At 69.5% G+C, this 18,625-nt stretch carries 15 protein-coding genes; 8 read left to right on the forward strand and 7 right to left on the reverse strand.

The annotated features are described in order from the left end of the window. Positions 1–38: 38 nt before the first annotated feature. Entirely contained in the window at positions 39–1,070 is a 1,032-nt protein-coding gene (locus B1991_RS06655; protein ID WP_136257941.1) for a CDP-glycerol glycerophosphotransferase family protein, read from the reverse strand. Then, positions 1,067–1,885, reverse strand: a complete 819-nt coding sequence (locus tag B1991_RS06660; RefSeq protein WP_136257942.1) for a glycosyltransferase family 2 protein — start codon at positions 1,883–1,885, stop codon at positions 1,067–1,069. The genes B1991_RS06655 and B1991_RS06660 overlap by 4 nt, the downstream gene beginning before the upstream one ends. A gap of 298 nt (positions 1,886–2,183) precedes the next feature. Here B1991_RS06660 and B1991_RS06665 point away from each other — a divergent pair, with 298 nt between their 5' ends. Beyond that, positions 2,184–3,080 (forward strand): glycosyltransferase family 2 protein, encoded by an 897-nt coding sequence (locus B1991_RS06665; RefSeq protein ID WP_136257943.1) that lies wholly within the window; start codon positions 2,184–2,186, stop codon positions 3,078–3,080. 18 nt (positions 3,081–3,098) lie between these two features. Here the strand turns inward: B1991_RS06665 and B1991_RS06670 are convergent, their stop codons facing one another. The 5 genes from B1991_RS06670 to def form a co-directional block, all read right to left on the reverse strand. Continuing rightward, complete coding sequence (locus tag B1991_RS06670; RefSeq protein WP_136257944.1) at positions 3,099–4,376, reverse strand: O-antigen ligase family protein; 1,278 nt, start codon at positions 4,374–4,376, stop codon at positions 3,099–3,101. 67 nt (positions 4,377–4,443) lie between these two features. After that, a complete protein-coding gene (locus tag B1991_RS06675; protein ID WP_136257945.1) occupies positions 4,444–6,153 on the reverse strand; it encodes an ArnT family glycosyltransferase in 1,710 nt (569 codons plus the stop codon). A gap of 89 nt (positions 6,154–6,242) precedes the next feature. After that, positions 6,243–7,544, reverse strand: coding sequence for a 16S rRNA (cytosine(967)-C(5))-methyltransferase RsmB (gene rsmB / locus B1991_RS06680; protein WP_136257946.1), 1,302 nt, complete (start codon positions 7,542–7,544; stop codon positions 6,243–6,245). Continuing rightward, entirely contained in the window at positions 7,541–8,467 is a 927-nt protein-coding gene (gene fmt, locus B1991_RS06685) for a methionyl-tRNA formyltransferase (RefSeq protein WP_210772097.1), read from the reverse strand. The genes rsmB and fmt overlap by 4 nt, the downstream gene beginning before the upstream one ends. A gap of 11 nt (positions 8,468–8,478) precedes the next feature. Next, complete coding sequence (gene def, locus B1991_RS06690; protein ID WP_136257948.1) at positions 8,479–8,988, reverse strand: peptide deformylase; 510 nt, start codon at positions 8,986–8,988, stop codon at positions 8,479–8,481. 188 nt (positions 8,989–9,176) lie between these two features. Between def and B1991_RS06695 the strand changes: the two genes are divergently transcribed. From B1991_RS06695 to B1991_RS06725, 7 genes are all read left to right on the forward strand, one after another. Continuing rightward, positions 9,177–10,298, forward strand: coding sequence for a LysM peptidoglycan-binding domain-containing protein (locus B1991_RS06695; protein WP_136257949.1), 1,122 nt, complete (start codon positions 9,177–9,179; stop codon positions 10,296–10,298). 86 nt (positions 10,299–10,384) lie between these two features. Next, positions 10,385–11,536 carry a DNA-processing protein DprA gene (dprA, locus tag B1991_RS06700; protein ID WP_136257950.1) on the forward strand — a complete coding sequence of 384 codons (1,152 nt, stop codon included), beginning with the start codon at positions 10,385–10,387 and terminating at the stop codon, positions 11,534–11,536. 82 nt (positions 11,537–11,618) lie between these two features. Further along, complete coding sequence (locus B1991_RS06705; protein WP_136257951.1) at positions 11,619–14,117, forward strand: DNA topoisomerase I; 2,499 nt, start codon at positions 11,619–11,621, stop codon at positions 14,115–14,117. After that, entirely contained in the window at positions 14,118–14,690 is a 573-nt protein-coding gene (gene tsaC, locus B1991_RS06710; protein ID WP_136257952.1) for an L-threonylcarbamoyladenylate synthase type 1 TsaC, read from the forward strand. A gap of 121 nt (positions 14,691–14,811) precedes the next feature. Beyond that, positions 14,812–16,185, forward strand: a complete 1,374-nt coding sequence (locus tag B1991_RS06715) for an AMP-binding protein (protein WP_136257953.1) — start codon at positions 14,812–14,814, stop codon at positions 16,183–16,185. A 67-nt stretch (positions 16,186–16,252) separates the two neighbouring features. Further along, positions 16,253–17,545, forward strand: a complete 1,293-nt coding sequence (gene purD, locus B1991_RS06720; RefSeq protein WP_136257954.1) for a phosphoribosylamine--glycine ligase — start codon at positions 16,253–16,255, stop codon at positions 17,543–17,545. 152 nt (positions 17,546–17,697) lie between these two features. Next, complete coding sequence (locus tag B1991_RS06725; protein ID WP_136257955.1) at positions 17,698–18,570, forward strand: YbaY family lipoprotein; 873 nt, start codon at positions 17,698–17,700, stop codon at positions 18,568–18,570. Positions 18,571–18,625: the final 55 nt, after the last annotated feature.

Consider the following 18,625-nt stretch of genomic DNA (forward strand, 5'->3'; position numbering starts at 1 on the left):
CGCGGTGGGAGAGGGGGGATTCTAGCCTGCGACCGCGTCTAGGCCGGGCCCCAGTAGCCGATGCGGCGACGCAGTTTCAGCTTGCGCCACAGGTTGAGAGGCTTGCGCCGGCGGTTGCGACCGCCGCGGGCGAGGAAGGCATCGATCGCATCGAGCACGCGCTCGCTGGAGTGGCCGTCGCGGTGCGGGTGGATCGCGTTGCCGTAGTCGGCGATCGCCTGCATCAGTTCCGCCGGCCGCGCCAGCGCGCGCTCGATCGCCGGCTCGAAATCCTTCGCGTCGTCGATGTCGATCAGCTGCGGCCCGGGCCGGCGGTTCCTGAAGGTGACCACCGGCTTGCCGGTGAGCAGGAATTCGTTGAGCGCCGAGGAGGTGTCCGAACACATCATGTCGACCTGCGGGAACAGTTCGAGGATGTTGTCGTTCTCGGCGAAGGTGAGGTACTCGTTCTGCAGTGCCTTGAACTTCGCCGTGGTCTCCGGGTTCATCTTCGGGTGGAAGGTGACGATCCAGTGCCAGCGACCGTCGCGGGACAGCCGCTTCACTTCCTCGTACAACGTCTCGGCGGCGCTCCACGACGGCGAAAAGGTCGAGTGGTAGAGGATCACCGGCGGCCGGCGCACCGGCGGCAGCGGGCCGGCGATCTCGCGCATGAACGGGTCGAGCTTGGGCCAGCCGGTCTCGGTCACCGCAAAGTGGCCAAGCTGGTCGGCCAGCGCCTGGAACTGCGTGGTGTCGCGCGGGCCGGTGGTGCAGTACAGGTCGAAGAAACCGCGGATGTAGATGTGGCGCGGCTTGCCGGCGTCGAAGCCGTGGAACACCTCGACCTTCACGCCGGGGAAGAAGTGCGGCAGGTGGTTGCCCGGGGTCAGCACGGCATCGGGCTTCCACGCGCGCACACCGGCCACGTCGAGCAGGCGCTCGCCCTCGACCAGGTCCTCGGCGCCGGGGCCGTCGAAAAACCACGCCGCCTCGCCGCCGCGGGCGCGCACCGCCTCCTGCAGCGGGCGCAGGATAGCCAGCGCGTAGCGCTCGGAGCCGTACATCAGATAGCGCTTCGGGTTGTTCATTCGATGCTCGCGCCCTGCGCGCGCAGCGCATTGGCGGCCTGTTCGACGGATGCCGGGTTGCGCGTCATCTCGTAATAACGCATGCGCTTGTACAGCGCGTAGCTGGCAGCGGTCTGCGCGATCACGAAGCCGCGCCAGCCGTCCAGGCAGGCCAGCCGGAACAGGTAATCCTTGAGAAAGGCCAGCGCGTAGACGAACGGCGCCTGCCACATCCGTGCCGGCTTGCCGTGGTCCAGCCAGTCCCGGCATTTCAGTTCGGCGTACTGCAGCACCTTGAGCTGCTTGTGCACCAGGGTCGGGTTGTTGGTGTGCAGGAAGCTGCCGCGCAGGGTGGGTGCGGGGCCGTCGAACTGCAGCGATTCGTGCACGCGCGCATCGCTCCAGCGTGCGCGACCGCGGTGGTACAGGCGGGCCATGCGCTCGCCCGTCGATGGCCGGTACCAGCGCATCGGCGCGCCCATGTAGACCGTGCTGCGGCGCAGGTATGCCGCGGCGGCGTCGCCGGCCATCAGCGCGGGCAGGCGTCGCTGCAGTTCCTCGGCGAGGTCGCGGCCGAGGTACTCGTCGGCGTCCAGCACCAGGATCCAGTCGTGCGCGCACTGGCCGGCGGCGAAATTGCGCTGCGGCCCGAAACCGAGCCAGTCCTGGTGGACGACGCGCGCACCATGCGCCTGCGCGATCGCCACCGTGTCGTCGTCGCTGCCGCAGTCCACCACCAGCTTCTCGGCGGCGAACGGCACGCTGTCCAGGCAGCGCGCGATGTGGGCCGCCTCGTTGCGGGTGATCACGGCGAGGGTCAGGGGAAACGCGGGCATGGCGGGGATTCTAGCCGAATCATGCCATCCGCCCGAGGCTGGGTTATGATGTGAATGCGGAGTGAACTGTGGCTGGCAGGCGAGTGGAGGGATTCCGGGCGCGCCAGCGTTTTCAGTAGGTTGCCGTCGGACGGCAATCGGGTACCGAAGTACCCACCAGCTAGCGTCAGGAGATCGCCCAAGGGTCAGACATCGGGCGTGGATCACCCGGCGGAAAGTGGCGGAACGCGAGTGTCTGCCAGCGGCCGGAGGTCGCACTCATTGCCCATCTTCGTGAACCGCCGGTCGGGGGACAGCCATGCGCATCAGCGTCGCCGTGATCACATACAACTGGCCCGAGGCCCTGGAGCTGGTGCTGCGCGCGCTGGCCAGGCAGACCGAACTGCCGCATGAGGTGATCGTCACGGACGACGGCTCGAAGCCGGCCACGCGCGAGTTGCTGCTGCGCCTGGCGCGCGACTTTCCGGTGCGGCTGGTGCACCTGTGGCAGCCCGACGACGGCGCGCGCATGAGCCGCGCGCGCAACCGCGCGATCGCCGCCGCGCAGGGCGACTATCTCATCCTGCTCGATGGCGACATGGTGGTGGAGCGGCATTTCATCGCCGATCACCGCCGCTTCGCCCGGCATGGCTGCTTCACCCAGGGTTCGCGCGTGCTCACCGATGCCAGCTCGGTAAAAGAGATGCTGGGCTGCAGGCCGACCTTTCCGGATTTCTTCCGCCGCGGCATCGACCGTCGCCGCCACACCGTGCGCCTCCCGCTGCTGGCCCACCTGTTCGCCCGTCCGAGCATGCGCCAGCGCGGCATCAAGAGTTGCAACATGGGTTTCTGGCGCGACGACCTGCTGCGCCTCAACGGTTTCAACGAGGCGATGACCGGCTGGGGCCGCGAGGACACCGAGCTGGCCGTGCGCGCCTTCCACGCCGGCCTGCTGCGCCGCGACCTGCGCCTGGGTGCGCTGGCGGTGCATCTCTACCACCCCACCCGCAAGCATCTGGTGGACAACCCCAACGACCGCATCCTGGCCGACACCCGGCAGCGCAACCTCGTTCGCTGCGAACGAGGCGTCGAGCAATACCGCGACGAGTTCGCCGTCGCGCCGGTGGACCTGCGCGCGGTCACTGCACCGACGCCGTTGCGACCGCCGGTGCCGGTGGGTCGCGTGGCCGCGCCACCGGCTGCCGCCACCGCGTGAGGAGATCGTCCGCGCCGATCAGGCCGCGGACGCCCGGCGCGTCTCGGCGTGGCGCAGCCAGGCGAGCCGCAGCGCCAGCCCCAACACCGTGAAGAAATAGAACGATTGCGTCATCACCCGGTAGAACACCGCGTCGGTGAGCGCGCACAGCATGTACAAGACGATCACGCCCGCGCCGACGGCAGCCGGCAGCGCCACCTCGTCGTCCGCATCCAGCACGCGCCGGCCGAAGTAGTACAGCGGCACCAGGAACACTGCCAGCAGCGCCAGCAGACCCGGCACACCGCCGGTGGCGGCCGCTTCCAGATACTCGTTGTGCGGCTGGTTGTAGCGCTCGATCGCGGCATGGCTGCGGCCGGCGGCGATCTCCTTGCGCGTATACGCGTCGAACTGGCCCACGCCGATGCCCACCAGCGGGTGTTCGCCGAAGGCGCGCGCCGCGGTGCGCCACATCTCCAGCCGCTCGATCACCGCGCCATGGGTGGCCAGGCGGTGGTCGAAGCGGGTGACCTCCGGCGCGATGGCCTGGAACCGCTCCACCATCTCGCCGCGCATGCCGAAGGTGACGGTCCCGGCCACCACGAACACGGCGCCAACCAGCAGCAGACTGGAGCGCCAGTGTCCACAGCGTCGTCCGTGCAGCAGCACCAGCAGCAGGAAGACCGGCGCAAACGCCAGCAGCGGGCCGCGGCTCTGGGTCAGCAGCGCGCCGTACATGGCGCAACCCATCGCCAACAGATGCAGCCAACGTTCCCGACGCGGCGTGCCGTGCGCCAGGAATTGCACCAGCGCCATCGTCGACAGGCCCAGCAACACCGTGGCCAGTTCGATCGAGGCCGACGGGCCGCCGTTGAGGCCGTGCGGACGGTCGATGCCGAGCGCGTAGGCCTGCACCACGGCGGCCGCGCCCAGCACGATGGCGCCGAGGCTGAAACCGATCCACACCACCCGCATCCGCAACGGCAGGCTGAAGCACGCCGCCACGACCAGGAACAGCAGGATGTGCGCCGGCCGATCCAGCGGCCGCCAGCCCAGGCCGTGCAGCAGCACGTTGAAGATCACGAAGCCGATCATCACCAGCGCCACCGCCACCACCGGCCACGCTGCGCGATAGCTGCGCCGGATCGAGGCGGTGCTTGCCATCAGCGCCAACCCCAGCAGGAACAGCAGCGCCGACGGCAGGGCCTTGATCCCCCAGTCGATCGAGAACGACAGCGGCATCAGGGCGAGCAGGAGCGACACGGCCCACGCCGGCCCGGGGCGCGCGAACGCCTGCGCGAGGCGAGTGTCGGTCATGCGCGCGTCACGCTCGCGGAGAGCGCCGCGCGACGAGCTGCGCGGCGTGGAGAGGCGGTGGGGCGGGTCATTCGTCGTCGTCGCCTGCGGTACGGGGGATGCACCCGGGTATTACCGCGTCGTGCCTGAACATCCACCAATCGCGCCGGTTGGCGTGGCCGACGTGGACGGCGCGCGCGCGATCCACGCAGGCGCCCATCGCCTCGTCCAGGCTGAACACCCAGCGTTGCGCCGGATCGGCTTGCAGCCAGGCGACCGCCTCGGCGTATTGCTGCGGCCATGGCCTGAGAAAACCGAACTCGGCCACCGGGCCCTGCGCCATCAGCAGGTTCTGTTCCTTCCATGCGAGCAGGCCGATGGTGGCCTGCGGGCCGGCGATGGCGCGCGCCTCGACCATCACGTCGCGCGCCGAGCGGTCGCCGTTGAGTAGCGGATAGCCCCATACCCCATACACGCTCCACAGCACGCCGGCGAACAGCAGCCAGCCCAGCGGCGCGCGGCGCACCCGCGTCAGCGCGGCGATGGCGAGGCCGGCCACGCCGGTGGCCAGCAGCATCCACCAGATCCGCGGGTCCAGGCTCTGTTCGATCTTCAGCGCCCAGGCCGGGTGGCGATGGATCGCCAGCGCCGAGGCGGCGGCCAGCGTGCCGGCCAGCAGCACGGTCAGCGCGAACACCGCGACGCGCACGCCGCGTCGACGCAGCAGCCCTGGCAGCAGCGGCGCCAGCGCCAGCGCCACCATCGGCAGCGCCGGCAGGATGTAGACGTCGCGCTTGCCGGGGCTGATCGAGAAGAACAACAGCACCAGCGCGGCCCAGCCCAGCGGCAGCAGGAAACGCGCGTCGCGCCGCTTCAGCCGGCGCCACCACGCCGGCAACGCCCACGGCAGCAGCAGCGACAGCGGCAGCCAGTCGACCACGATGATGCCGAGGAAGTAGAACGGCGAATGGATGTGCCCGGTGGGCGTGGCGTAGCGGTGCACGGTCTGCCCGAACAGGATGTTCTGCACGTACTCGGCGTGCTGCGGGTCGCCGTCGGCACGGGCGACCAGCAGCATCGGCAGCAGCCAGCCGAGGATCGCCACGAAGAACAGCGCCAGGCCGCCGGCCCAGCGCCAGCCGCCGGTGGGCAGGGCGAGCTGCCGCCAGTGGCCGCGACGCGCGACCAGGTACGGCACCAGCATCAGCAGCGCCAGCACACCCACGCCCTTGGTCGCCACGCCCACGCCGGCGAAGAAGCAGCCGATCGCGAACCAGCGCCAGCATGGCCCCAGCAGCAGATGGCGCAGCAGGCCGTAGTTGGCCAGCGTCATCCAGCCCAGCAGCAGCGGGTCGATCTGCGCGTTGCGCATCTGGTAGGTGAAGTGGATGGTGACCAGCAGCGTGGCCGCGGCCAGCAGCGCGCTGCGGTGGTTCCACAGCCGGCGTGCCAGGTCGTAGACCAGCGCCAGCGCGCCCAGTGCGGCGAGCAGCGAGGGCAGCAGGAAGGCAATGCGCCAGTTGTGGGTGAGGTAGTAGCTGAGCGCCTGCAGCCACATGAACACCGGTGGCTTGTCCGGGTACAGCTCGTGGCCACGATGCGGGAACAGCCACTGGCCGTGCTCGACCATCCACTGCGCGACCAGCGCGAAGCGCGGTTCGTCCGAAGGCCACGGATCGCGCAACCCCAGCCCGGCGGCCAGCACCAGCAGCGCGAACGCGCCGAACACGACCAGCTCCCAACGGGCGTCGCGCAACCACAGCGGACGGGCGCGGGACAAGGGCACCGGGGGATTCACGATGGAGGGAGTTCCGCTGCGGGGACAGGGACGGCAAGCATAAACGGCCGGCACGATCCCGCACAGCCCCGCCCTTGCCGCAGGTGTGCTCAGCCGCGCTTGCGCAACACGGCGTAATACATGCCGTCCAGATCGCCGTCGCCGGGCAGGATCTGCCAGCCCGTCGCGGCGGCCTGGCCGACCGGCAGGCTGATCGGTATCGCTTGTGCGTCCTCCTGCTGCCCCAGCCACGCGCCGACCACCGCCTCGTTCTCCGCGCGCAGCACCGAGCAGGTGATGTAGACCAGTCTCCCGCCCGGCGCCAGCAACGGCCACAGCGCGGCGAGGATGCGCCGCTGCTGCGCGCCCATTGCGGCGATGTCGCTCTCGCGCCGATGCAGGCGCACGTCCGGCCGGCGGCGCAGCACGCCGCTGGCCGAGCAGGGCGCGTCGATCAGGATGCGGTCGAACCGCTGGCCCTTCCACCAGCGCGCGGGCATGCCGGCGTCGCCGACCACGATCTTCGCGTCCAGTCGCAGGCGCATCAGGTTCTGCCGGATGCGTTCGGCGCGCGCGGGCTCGAACTCCAGCGCGGTGAGGTCGATGTCGGCGCGCTCCAGCAGATGGCAGGCCTTGCCGCCGGGCGCGGCGCAGGCGTCCAGCACGCGCAGGCCGTCGCGCAGGTCGGCGAGGTCGGCGGCGACCTGGGCGGCGCCGTCCTGCACCGCGAAGTGTCCGGCGTCGAAGCCGGGCAGCCGGGTGACGTCGGTGCTGTGCGGCAGCACCAGCGCGTCGGCCAGCCACGGGTGGGCGGTGGCCGCGTGGCCGGCGGCCTGCAGTTGGCCGATCAGCGTTTCGCGCTGGCAGCGCCGGCGATTGACCCGCAGCATCAGCGGCGGCTCGCCGTTGTCGGCCGCCATCACCGCGGCGGCCTGTTGCGGCCAGTCGCGTTCGAGCACCGCGGCCAGCCAGGCGGGATGGGCGTGGCGCGTGGCGGGGTTGGCGTCGAGCGCGGCCAGCCGCGCGGTTCGCTCGCGCTGCCAGCGGCGCAGCACGGCGTTGACCAGGCCGGCGAGCTGCGGGCGTTTCAGCGCACGCACTGCCTCCACGGTGGCGGCCACCGCGGCGTAATCCTGCAGTTCGAGGATCTCCAGCTGCACCAGCCCCAGCACCAGCAGTGCGTGCACCGCCGGGTCCTTGTGGCGCAGCGGTTTCTCCAGCAGCCCGTCGATGGCCGGGTCGAAGCGCAGCCACCAGCGCGCGCCTTCACTGAGCAGGGCCATCAGCAGCGCGCGGTCGCGTGGGTCGGTCAGCTTCGGGGCGCTGCGTTCCATCACCTCGCGCAGCGAGGCGCCGCGCAGGGCGATCTCGGCCAGACCCCTGGCGGCGAGGGCGCGGGTGTCGGTTTTCACGGGCGCTGGCGCAGGTCGGGGCGGGCGTTGAGATAGTCCGCCGCGCCGATGCGTTTGCCGCCGGCACGCTGTACCGCGGTGATGCGCAGCGCGCCGTTGCCGCAGGCGATGTCGATGCCTTCACGCCCGCTCGCCAGTACGCTGCCCGGAGCGGCGTGGTGGTCCGCCTCGATCGCTCGGGCGGCCCAGATCCGCAGCGATTCGCCGGCGATCTCCGCCTCGGCCACCGGCCACGGGTCGAATGCGCGCACTTGGCGTTCCAGCTCGATGGCCGGACGGCGGAAGTCGAGCTTCGCCTCGGCCTTCTCCAGCTTGTGCGCGTAGGTCACCCCATCGGCCGGTTGCGGCGTGGCCACCAGCACCTCGCCGGCCAGTGTGCGGCGCAGGCCCTCGGCCAGCACCTGGGCACCCAGGGCGGCAAGGCGGTCGTGCAGCGAGCCGCCGGTGTCGTCACGGTGGATCGGGGTGCGCCGGCTCAACAACACCGGGCCGGTATCGAGGCCGGCTTCCATCTGCATCAGGTCGACGCCGCTCTCGGCGTCGCCGGCGAGGATCGCGCGCTGGATCGGTGCGGCACCGCGCCAGCGCGGCAGCATGCTCGCGTGCACGTTCCAGCAGCCCAGGCGGGGGATTGCCAGCACCTTGCGCGGCAGGATCAGGCCGTAGGCGACCACCACCAGCAGGTCGGGACGGTAGTCGGCGAGCCGCTGCTGCGCCTCGGCGGATTTCAGCGACTCGGGCTGCTCGACCGCCACCCCGGTGGCCAGCGCGGCCTGTTTGACCGGACTGGGCGCCAGCTTGCGGCCGCGACCGGCCGGGCGGTCGGGCTGGGTATAGACGGCCACCAGCTCGGCGCCGCTGGCGCGGCAGGCCTCGAAACAAGGCACGGAGAACTCGGGGGTGCCGGCAAAGGCCAGCCGCAGGCCGGCGCTACTCAAGCACTCGCCGCCTGCTTGCGCTGCTTGTCCAGCCGCTTCAGCAGCAGGCTGCGCTTGAGCGGCGACAGATAATCGACGAAGACCTTGCCGTCCAGGTGATCCATCTCGTGCTGGATGCATACGGCCAGCGGGCCCTCGGCCTCCACCACGATGTCCTTGCCGTCCACGTCCTGCGCCTTGACCTTCACCTTCAGCGCGCGAGTGACGTCGGCGTACAGCCCCGGAAACGACAGGCAGCCCTCCTGGTAGACCTGCGAGCCGTCCTTTTCCAGCAGCTGGGCATTGATCAGCGCCAGCGGCTGGTTGCGCCCCTCGCTCATGTCGGCCACCAGCACCCGCTGGTGCACGTTGACCTGGGTGGCGGCCAGGCCGACGCCGTTGGCCGCGTACATGGTCTCGAACATGTCGGCGACGAACTGCTTCAGCTTGGCGTCGAACGCGGTGACCGGCGCGGCGCGGGTGCGCAGGCGCGGGTCGGGGAACTCCAGAATGGAAAGTATGGACATCGCTTCACCTCGGCGTCGAAAGTGCGGGCGAATTGGTAAAAACCCCACCCCGACGCGAACTAGAATGTGCATCATTGTACGTCGGCAAGCACGCGAGCGCAGACGATTTTTGCCAACCCGCGCCAGTTGCGCGGGTTAACCATTCGGTTACACTCGACCGAGCATCTGGGGAAGGGGGATTCCCGCCAATGATCAGAAAGACAATCGTGTTGCTGGCCGGCATGCTGGTCACCCTGACCGTCTATGCCGCGGGCGCGCAATTGCGTGCCAATCACCCCGACAGCTACACCGTTCGCCGTGGCGACACGTTGTGGGACATCTCCGCCAAATTCCTGGCCAAGCCGTGGTTGTGGCCGGAGATCTGGCAGGCCAACCCGCAGGTGCGCAATCCCCACCTGATCTATCCGGGCGACGTGCTCAACCTGTCCTTCATCAATGGCCCGAGCCTGCGGCTGGAGCCGGGCGTGCGTCGCGAAAGCGAGGCGGTGCCGGCGATCCCGCTCAGCCAGCTGAAGATGTTCCTGAAAGACATGCGGGTGATGGATTCCAACGCCGTCAGTTCCGCGCCCTACGTGGTCGGCCTGGAAGAGAACCGCTTGCGCGGCGCCGTCGGCCAGAACCTCTACGTGCGCGGCCTGCAGGGCGAGCCGGGCCAGCGCTGGGCGATCGTGCGGCCCAGCCACGTGTTCCGCGGCTTCGACCAGAACGATCCGGCAGATGCCGACCTGGTGGCGCATGGCCTGGACAGCAATGCGGCGATGGTCAACGCGCCGTGGCGCGAGGATTCGCGCAATGACGGCCACTACGGCAAGGGCGACGACCTCGGCGTCGAGGTGACGGTGATCGGCACCGCCGAGACCCTGCGTACCGGCGATCCGGCGACCATGCTGCTGCTCGACTCCACCCGCGAGATCCGCAGCGGCGACCGCATCCTGCCGATCGACGACAGCCCGTACGACGCGTACTACTACCCGCATGCGCCGAAGTCGCTGCCGGCCGACGCCAAGGTGATCGGTTTCGCCGACGCCCTGCGCGCGGCGGGCTCGCGCCAGGTGGTGCTGCTCTCGGTCGGCGCCCGCGACGGCGTCGACAACGGCACCACGTTCTCCATCTTCGAACCGGGCGAAACCATCCACGACGACGTCGCCAGCAACAGCGCGAACCGCAGCGTGGGCGAACGGGTGACGCTGCCGGACGAGTATGTCGGCCACGTGATGGTGTTCCGCACCTTCGACCGGGTCAGCTATGGCCTGGTGATGGACAGCCTGCGCCCGGTGCACGCCGGCGGCCGGCTGACCAAGCCCGAATAGCGGCCACGACAGCGGCATCTGCCTACACGACGGCGCGGCCACCACCGCGCCGTCTTCGTCTGCGGTCGCTGCGTACACTCCCGGGCATGCATGACCCGCTCCCTGCTGACGACGATGAACTCCGCGCCTGGCTGACCGCGCTGCGCACGCCCGGACTCGGCCCCGGCGGCCTGCGCCAGTGGCTGGATCGCAGCGGCGGCGACATCCATGCCGCGCTGGCGCAGTTGCATCGGGACGGCGCCACGTTCGACCCTGCCGCGCGGGCCTGGCTGGCGCGCCCGGACGAGGCGCGCCTGGCGCAAGACCTGGCGTGGCTGGCCGAGCCCGGCCATCGGCTGCTGCGTTGCACGGATGCGGATTTCCCGCCGCAGCTGGAACACATCCCGCAGCCGCCGGCGGTGCTGTTCGTGGCCGGCGACCCGAGCCTGCTGCTGCATCCGCAGGTGGCCATCGTCGGTGCGCGTGCGGCCAGTGCCAGCGGCATGGCCCACGCGCGCGCGTTCGCCCGCACGCTCGCCGGGGCGGGTTTCACGATCACCAGCGGCATGGCCGACGGCATCGACGGCGCGGCACACGCCGCCGCGCTGGATGCCGGCGCGAAGGCGCTGGCGGTGATCGGCACCGGGCCCGACCGGGTCTATCCGCGCAAGCATCACGCGCTGGCCCGACGCCTGGCCGAACACGGCGCGCTGGTCAGCGAGTTCCCGCCCGGCACGGCAGCGCGGCCCGACCATTTCCCCCGCCGCAACCGGATCATCTCCGGGCTGGCACTGGGCGTGCTGGTGATCGAGGCGGGGCTGCGCTCGGGCTCGCTGATCACCGCGCGGTTGGCCGCCGAGCAGGGTCGCGAGGTGTTCGCGCTGCCCGGATCGATCCACAATCCGCTGGCCAGCGGCTGCCACCGGCTGATCCGCGACGGCGCACGGCTGGTGGAACACGCTTCGGAAATCGTCGAATTGCTGGCTCCCGCGGCCCGTTCGCTGGGCCTGGAACTGGCCGCGCGGCTGAGTGAAGAAGGGGCTGGAGAAGCCGTCATGACGACCGTGGCGGATCCCGATTATCGGCGATTGTTGTCCGCACTTGGCCACGAACCGGCGACAATGGAAGAACTTGTGCAGCGCACCGGACTGTCGACCGGAACGCTGTCCTCGATGCTGCTGATGCTCGAGCTGGACGGGCGCATCGAGCGTCGCCCGGGGAATGCCTACCAGGCCATGCCCTTGCCCCTGCAGGCTTGACAGCCCAAGCTGCGACGTGGTTTCAACTATATATATGCCCGGCACGGAAGCGCCGGTGGTTCACTTTCGGATATCCCGTTTCATGGCAAAAAACCTGCTCATCGTCGAGTCGCCGGCCAAGGCCAAGACGATCAACAAATACCTCGGCAAGGACTTCCAGGTCCTCGCCTCCTACGGCCACGTGCGCGACCTCAAGCCGAAGGAGGGCGCGGTCGACACCGAGCACGGTTTCGCGATGGCCTACGAGGTGATCGAGCGCAACCAGAAGCACGTCGACGCGATCGCCAAGGCGGCCAAGCTGGCCGACGACATCTACCTCGCGACCGACTTGGATCGCGAAGGCGAGGCGATCAGCTGGCACATCAGCGAGATCCTGGGCGAGCGCGGCCTGACCAAGGGCAAGCAACTGCATCGGGTGGTGTTTTCCGAGATCACGCCGAAGGCGATCAAGGCCGCGGTAGCCGCGCCGCGGCAGCTGTCGCACGACCTGGTCGATGCGCAGCAGGCGCGCCGCGCGCTGGACTACCTGGTCGGCTTCAACCTCTCGCCGGTGCTGTGGCGCAAGGTGCAGCGCGGGCTGTCCGCCGGCCGGGTGCAGTCGCCGGCGCTGCGCATGATCGTCGAGCGCGAGGAAGAGATCGAGGCGTTCAAGGCGCGCGAGTACTGGACCGTCGAGGCCCAGCTCAAGCACGCCGACGGCGACTTCAGCGCGCGGCTGTCGCGTCTCAACGGCAAGAAGTTCGAGCAGTTCGACCTCACCAACGAAGCCGATGCGCAAGCCGCGCGTGCGGCGCTGAAACAGGCTGCACGCGGCCAGCTCACTGTCAGCGACGTCACCTCGAAGGAGCGCAAGCGCCGCCCGGCCGCGCCGTTCACCACCTCCACCCTGCAGCAGGAGGCCGCGCGCAAGCTCGGCTTCACCACCAGCCGCACGATGAAGGTGGCGCAGGGCCTGTACGAAGGCGTGGCCCTGGGCGACGAGGGCAACGTCGGCCTGATCACCTACATGCGTACCGACTCGACCATGCTCGGTGAGGACGCCATGGCCGAGTTGCGCCAGCTGATCGCGCGCGACTTCGGTGGCCAGGCGCTGCCGGACGCGGCGCAGGTGTACAAGACCAAGTCGAAGAACGCGCAGGAAGCACATGAGGCGATCCGCCCGACCTCGGCGATGCGCACGCCGAAATCGGTAGCCGCCTTCCTCAACGACGACCAGCGCAAGCTGTACGAGCTGATCTGGAAGCGCACGGTGGCCTGCCAGATGATCCACGCCACGCTGAACACCGTCACGGTGGAGTTCGCGCTGCCGCACGCTCCCGGCGGCGACGCCTCGTTCCGCGCCAGCGGCACCACCGTGATCGATCCCGGCTTCCTCGCCGTGTACGAGGAAGGCCGGGACCAGAAAACCGCAGAGGACGACGACGAAGGCCGTCGCCTGCCGCGGCTGGCGAAGGGCGAGGCGGTACCGCTGCACGAGATCGTCGCCGACCAGCACTTCACCGAACCGCCGCCGCGCTACTCCGAGGCGAGCCTGGTCAAGGCGCTGGAGGAGTACGGCATCGGCCGGCCGTCGACCTACGCCAGCATCATCCAGGTGCTGCAGAACCGCGAGTACGTGTTCCTCGACAACCGCCGCTTCAAGCCCACCGACGTGGGCCGCGCGGTCAGCAAGTTCCTCACCCAGCATTTCACCCGTTACGTCGACTACGACTTCACCGCCAAGCTCGAGGATGAGCTGGACGCGGTCAGCCGCGGCGAGGAGGCCTGGGTGCCGCTGATGCAGCGCTTCTGGCAGCCGTTCAAGCAGCAGGTGGACGAGAAGGCCGAGTCGGTCGACCGCAGCGAGGCTACCGGCGCGCGCGAGCTGGGCAGTGACCCGAAGACCGGCAAGCCGGTATTCGTGCGGCTGGGCCGGTTCGGGCCGTACGCGGCGATCGGCGACAAGGACAGCGACGAGAAGCTGCAGTTCGCCTCGCTGCGCCCGGGCCAGAGCATGCACACCATCAGCCTGGCCGAGGCGCTGGAGCTGTTCAAGCTGCCGCGCAAGCTGGGCCAGGCGGAAAACGGCGACGAGGTGAGCGTGGGCATCGGCCGGTTCGGCCCGTTCGTGAAGCAGGGCAGCACCTATGCCTCGCTCAAGCCCGAGGACGATCCGTACACGATCGAACTGCCGCGGGCGCTGCAACTGGTGGCCGACAAGCTGGAGATGCTGGCCAACCGGGTGATCCTCGATTTCGGCAACGGCGTGCAGGTGCTCAACGGCCGCTACGGCGCCTACATCACCGACGGCGAGAAGAATGCGCGCATCCCGAAGGAGCAGGAGCCGAAGGAGCTGACCGAGGCGCAGTGCCTGGAGCTGCTGGCCGCCGCTCCCGTGAAGAAGGGGCGCTTCGGCAAGAAGACGGCAACGAAGAAGGCTGCCGCGAAGAAAGTCGCGCCGGCGAAGAAGGCCGCCGTGAAGAAGGCTGCCACCAAGAAGACCGCGGCGAAAAAATCCACGGCGAAGAAGACGGCGACCAGGAAGGCAGCGACGAAGAAGGGCGCCGCAGGGAAATCCGCGACCGACCAGGCCGGCGCCTGAGTGCTGCAGCACTTCGACCTCGCCGAGCTGGATGCCGCCGCCGCGTTGCTGCACGGCGGTGGCGTGCTGGCCTATCCGACCGAGGCCGTGTTCGGCCTCGGTTGCGACCCGCACGACCGCGCCGCGTTCGAGCGCGTGTTCGCACTCAAGCAGCGTCCGGCAAACCAGGGCGTGCTGCTGATCGCGGCGGACTTCGGCCAGGTCGAGCGCTACATCGATCTGGCCGCCGTGCCTGACGAGATCCTGCAGCAGGTACGTGCCAGCTGGCCCGGCCCGCATACCTGGATCTTTCCGCGCGCGGCCACCGTGCCTGCCTGGGTGGCCGGTGCGCATGCGGGGATCGCGCTGCGGATCACCGCGCACGAACCGGCTGCCGCGCTGTGCCGCGCATTCGGCGGGGCGCTGGTGTCGACCAGCGCGAACCCGCATGGTCAGCCGCCGGCGCGCGATGCAGCAACCGTGGCCGAATATTTCGGCGATGCGCTGGACGGCGTGCTGGATGCCCCGCTGGGCGGCCAATCCAGCCCCACGGTGATTCGCGACGCCCTGTCGGGCGCTATCATCCGCGCCTGAACGTGCGGGGGGAGCGCACGCCGATGCAGGCTTGCATGGCCTCGCCGTTGCGTTCACGCCACGGTCTGCGTGGCGGCGCGATGCTGCCGCACGTCATTTGAGAATCCACGGAGACAGTCGTTTGGTTACCGTCCACGACCCGCGCCAACGCGAGCTTTCACCGCTGCTGCCCTTGCTGGCGGCCGCGGATCCGGCGCGGGTGGTGGCATGGCGACAGGGCGAGGCAGTCAGTGCCGCGCATTTCCTTGCCGAGGTTCGCGCGGTGGCGGCGTCACTGCCGCACGCACCGGCCGTGGTGAACCTGTGCGAAGACCGCTATGCCTTCCTGGTCGCGTTCTGCGCGGTGGCGTTGCGCGGCCAGACCAACCTGCTGCCGTCCTCGCGTGCGCCGCAGGCGGTGGACGAGGTGATGAAAGCTCACCCAGGCTGCCATGCGCTGGGCGATCAACCGCTCGATCCGGCGCCGCCAGGCTACCAGCAGCTACCGTCGTTCGATGCGCAGCAGCCGGCGCGCGTCGACGCGCCCTGGCCGTCGCTGCCCGCCGACCAGGTCGTGGCGATCGGCTACACCTCCGGTTCCACCGGCACGCCGGCCGCGAACCCGAAGACCTGGGGCAGTTTCCACGCCAGCAACGCGGGCAACCTGGCGCGGCTGCATGCCATCGTCGGCGAGCGTTTCGAAGTGGTCGCCACGGTGCCGCCGCAGCACATGTACGGCATGGAGATGTCGGTGCTGCTGCCGCTGCTCGGCAATGTGGGCGTGCATACCGCGCGCCCGTTCTTCCCTGCCGACGTGGCCGCGGCATTGGCCGCGGTGCCGCTGCCGCGCGTGCTGGTGACCACGCCGGTGCATCTGCGCGCGCTGATCGAATCGGGCATCGCCCTGCCGGCGATCGCGGCAATGGTGTCGGCCACCGCACCGTTGCCGGTCGAACTGGCGCGCGCCGCCGAACAGCGTTTCGATGCGCCGCTGCTGGAGGTGTTCGGCTCCACCGAAACCTGCGTGTTCGCCAGCCGCCGCCCCGTCGTGGACGAGGAGTGGCTGCTGTACGACGACGTGATCCTGCACCCGCAACCCGACGGCACCGCGGTCGAGGCGCCGCAGCTCGGTGCGCCCGTCACCCTGGCCGACATCGTCAGCCTGTCGCGTGACGGCCGCCGTTTCCGGCTGAGCGGCCGGCATGCGGACATGCTGGAGATCGCCGGCAAGCGCGCGTCGCTGGCCGACCTCACACGGCGCCTGCTGGCAATTCCCGGCGTGCGCGACGGCGTGGTGTTCCAGCACGGCGACGGCGACGCGCTCGGCGTGCACCGCATCGTCGCGCTGGTGGTGGCGCCGGAGCTGGACGAACACGCCATCCTCGACGCGTTGCGCCGCGCGATCGATCCGCTGTTCCTGCCACGCCCGCTGAAGCGGGTGGCCGCCTTGCCGCGCAACGAAACCGGCAAGCTGCCGCGCGCGGCGCTGCTGGCGCTGCTGCAATCGCCGGCCTGACGCCCGGGCAGCGGATTGCTGCCGCTACAATGGGCGACTGCGCCGAGTGGCGAGCGGGAGTGCGGCAATGAAGGTTCTGGTCATCGGCAGCGGCGGACGCGAACACGCGCTGGCGTGGAAACTCGGACAGTCCGTGCAGGTCGACGAGGTGATCGTGGCGCCGGGCAATGCCGGCACCGCGCGCGAGCCGGGCGTGCGCAATGCCGAGGTCGCGATGAACGACCTCGATGGCCTGCTGCAATTGGCGAAGCGCGAGAAGGTCGGGCTGACCGTGGTCGGCCCCGAAGTACCGCTGGTGGCCGGCGTGGTCGACAAGTTTCGCGCCGCCGGCCTGCGCATCTTCGGGCCGCGCGCGATCGCCGCGCAGCTGGAAGGTTCCAAGGCGTTCGCCAAGGATTTCCTGCAGCGGCACAACATTCCCACGGCGCACTACGCGTTGTTCACCGAACTGAATCCCGCGCTGGCCTACGTGCGTCAGCATGGCGCGCCGATCGTGATCAAGGCCGACGGCCTGGCGGCCGGCAAGGGCGTGGTGGTGGCGTTGACCCTGGCCGATGCCGAACTGGCGCTGCACGACATGCTCGGTGCGCACAGCTTCGGCGATGCCTCGGCGCGGGTGGTGATCGAGGAGTTCCTCGACGGCGAGGAAGCCAGCTACATCGTGATGAGCGACGGCAGCCATGCCTTGCCGATGGCCTCCAGCCAGGACCACAAGCGCCGCGACGAGGGCGACCTCGGCCCCAACACCGGCGGCATGGGTGCGTATTCGCCGGCGCCGGTGGTCACCCCGGAAGTCGAGCAACGCATCCTGAAGGAAGTGATCGAACCGACCCTGCGCGGCATGGCGGCCGAAGGCGCGCCGTTCATCGGCTTCCTCTACGCCGGCCTGATGATCGACAAGTCCGGCGCGCCGAAGGTGATCGAGTTCAACGTGCGTTTCGGCGATCCGGAAACCCAGCCGATCATGCTGCGACTGAAATCCGACCTGGTCGAGCTGATCGATGCAGCGCTGGACGGCCATCTGGCACACACCCGTGCGCGCTGGGACAGCCGCCCCGCCATCGGCGTGGTGATGGCCGCCGCCGGTTACCCCGGCCGCGTGCGCACGGGCGATGCGATCGCGGGCCTGGACGACATCGCCGATGGCGACGTGAAAGTGTTCCACGGCGGCACTGCCCGCGACGGGCAGGGCCGCGTGGTGACCTCCGGCGGGCGCGTGCTGACCGTGTGCGCGCTGGGCGGCGATCTTGCCGCCGCACGCGAGCATGCCTACGCCGCAGTGGGTCGGCTGCGCTGGGAGGGCGCCTTTCATCGGCGGGACATCGCCCATCGCGCCCTGCACCGGCGCAGCGGTGCATGACCAGCGTGCGCACGCGCATGGTAAGCGAACGGGGGATTGACTTTTCCGTGCCCGCTTTTTTGCGATATGCTTGCAGGCTCCCCCGCGTAGAGTCGTGGCGCCACAAGGCCCGAGCGACCACGTGCCGATTTCACGTAGAAGAGGTTTCTGGCATGCGCAAGACGGTTTTGTCGCTGGTATCGGTTGCTGCGCTGGCCTTGGCCGGCTGCCAAGGTTCGCCGTCGGAGCAGGCCGCAAACGGCGGGCCCGCGTCTCCCGAAAGTGCAGCCACGGTCTCGATCCCCAGCGAGGTGAGCGGCACCATTTCCCTGCGCGAAGGTTCGCCGCAGCCCTCGGACAAGGCCACCCTGGTGCTGAACCTGACCGACGTCTCGTCCAGCGCCGTCGGCTCCGCGCCGCTGGCCACCAGGACCTCGCCGGCCGGCACGTTCCCGCAGCCGTTCAAGCTCACCTTCAACCCGGCGGACGTCAAGCCGAATGACCTGTACGTGGTGCAGGCCGTGCTTACCGATGGCGATCGCCACTACGTGATGCCGATCCAGGCGCCGGTGCTGGCCAAGGGCAGCAAGAACGACGCCGTGTCGATCCAGCTGGTGGCCGAACAGACGCCCGGCGAGAAGCTGCTGGCCGAGTTCTCCGACCAGCAGAAGCAACTCGGCGCGATGAAGGTCAGCCACGGCACCAAGCTGGAGAAGGACGCCTCGCGCGGCTGGCAGCTGTTCCGTCAGGACGGCCAGATCCAGTTCATCCGCGAGCTGGTCGAGTACACCAAGGACGGCTTCACCAGCACCGACTATGCCTACCGGGACGGCAAGCCCTGGGCGATCGTGCAGCAGCACATGGCCAGCCGCGACGGCAAGCCCACCTCGATCGACCGCGCCGGCTGGAGCGATGACGGCACGCTGGTGCTGAAACAGCATCAGGTCGGCAGCGACGTGCAGGTGCTGGATGCGGCCGAGGCGGACAAGTTGAAGCAGGAGGCCATGACCATCCTCGGCCTCGCCACCAACGGCAAGAACAAGTAAGCCGGTGCCGGTTCCCGCGTCAGGCGGGACGCATGAAAAAGGCCGCCCATGGGCG

The sequence above is a fragment of the Rhodanobacter lindaniclasticus genome, from assembly GCF_004799035.1.
Lineage (GTDB): Bacteria > Pseudomonadota > Gammaproteobacteria > Xanthomonadales > Rhodanobacteraceae > Rhodanobacter > Rhodanobacter lindaniclasticus.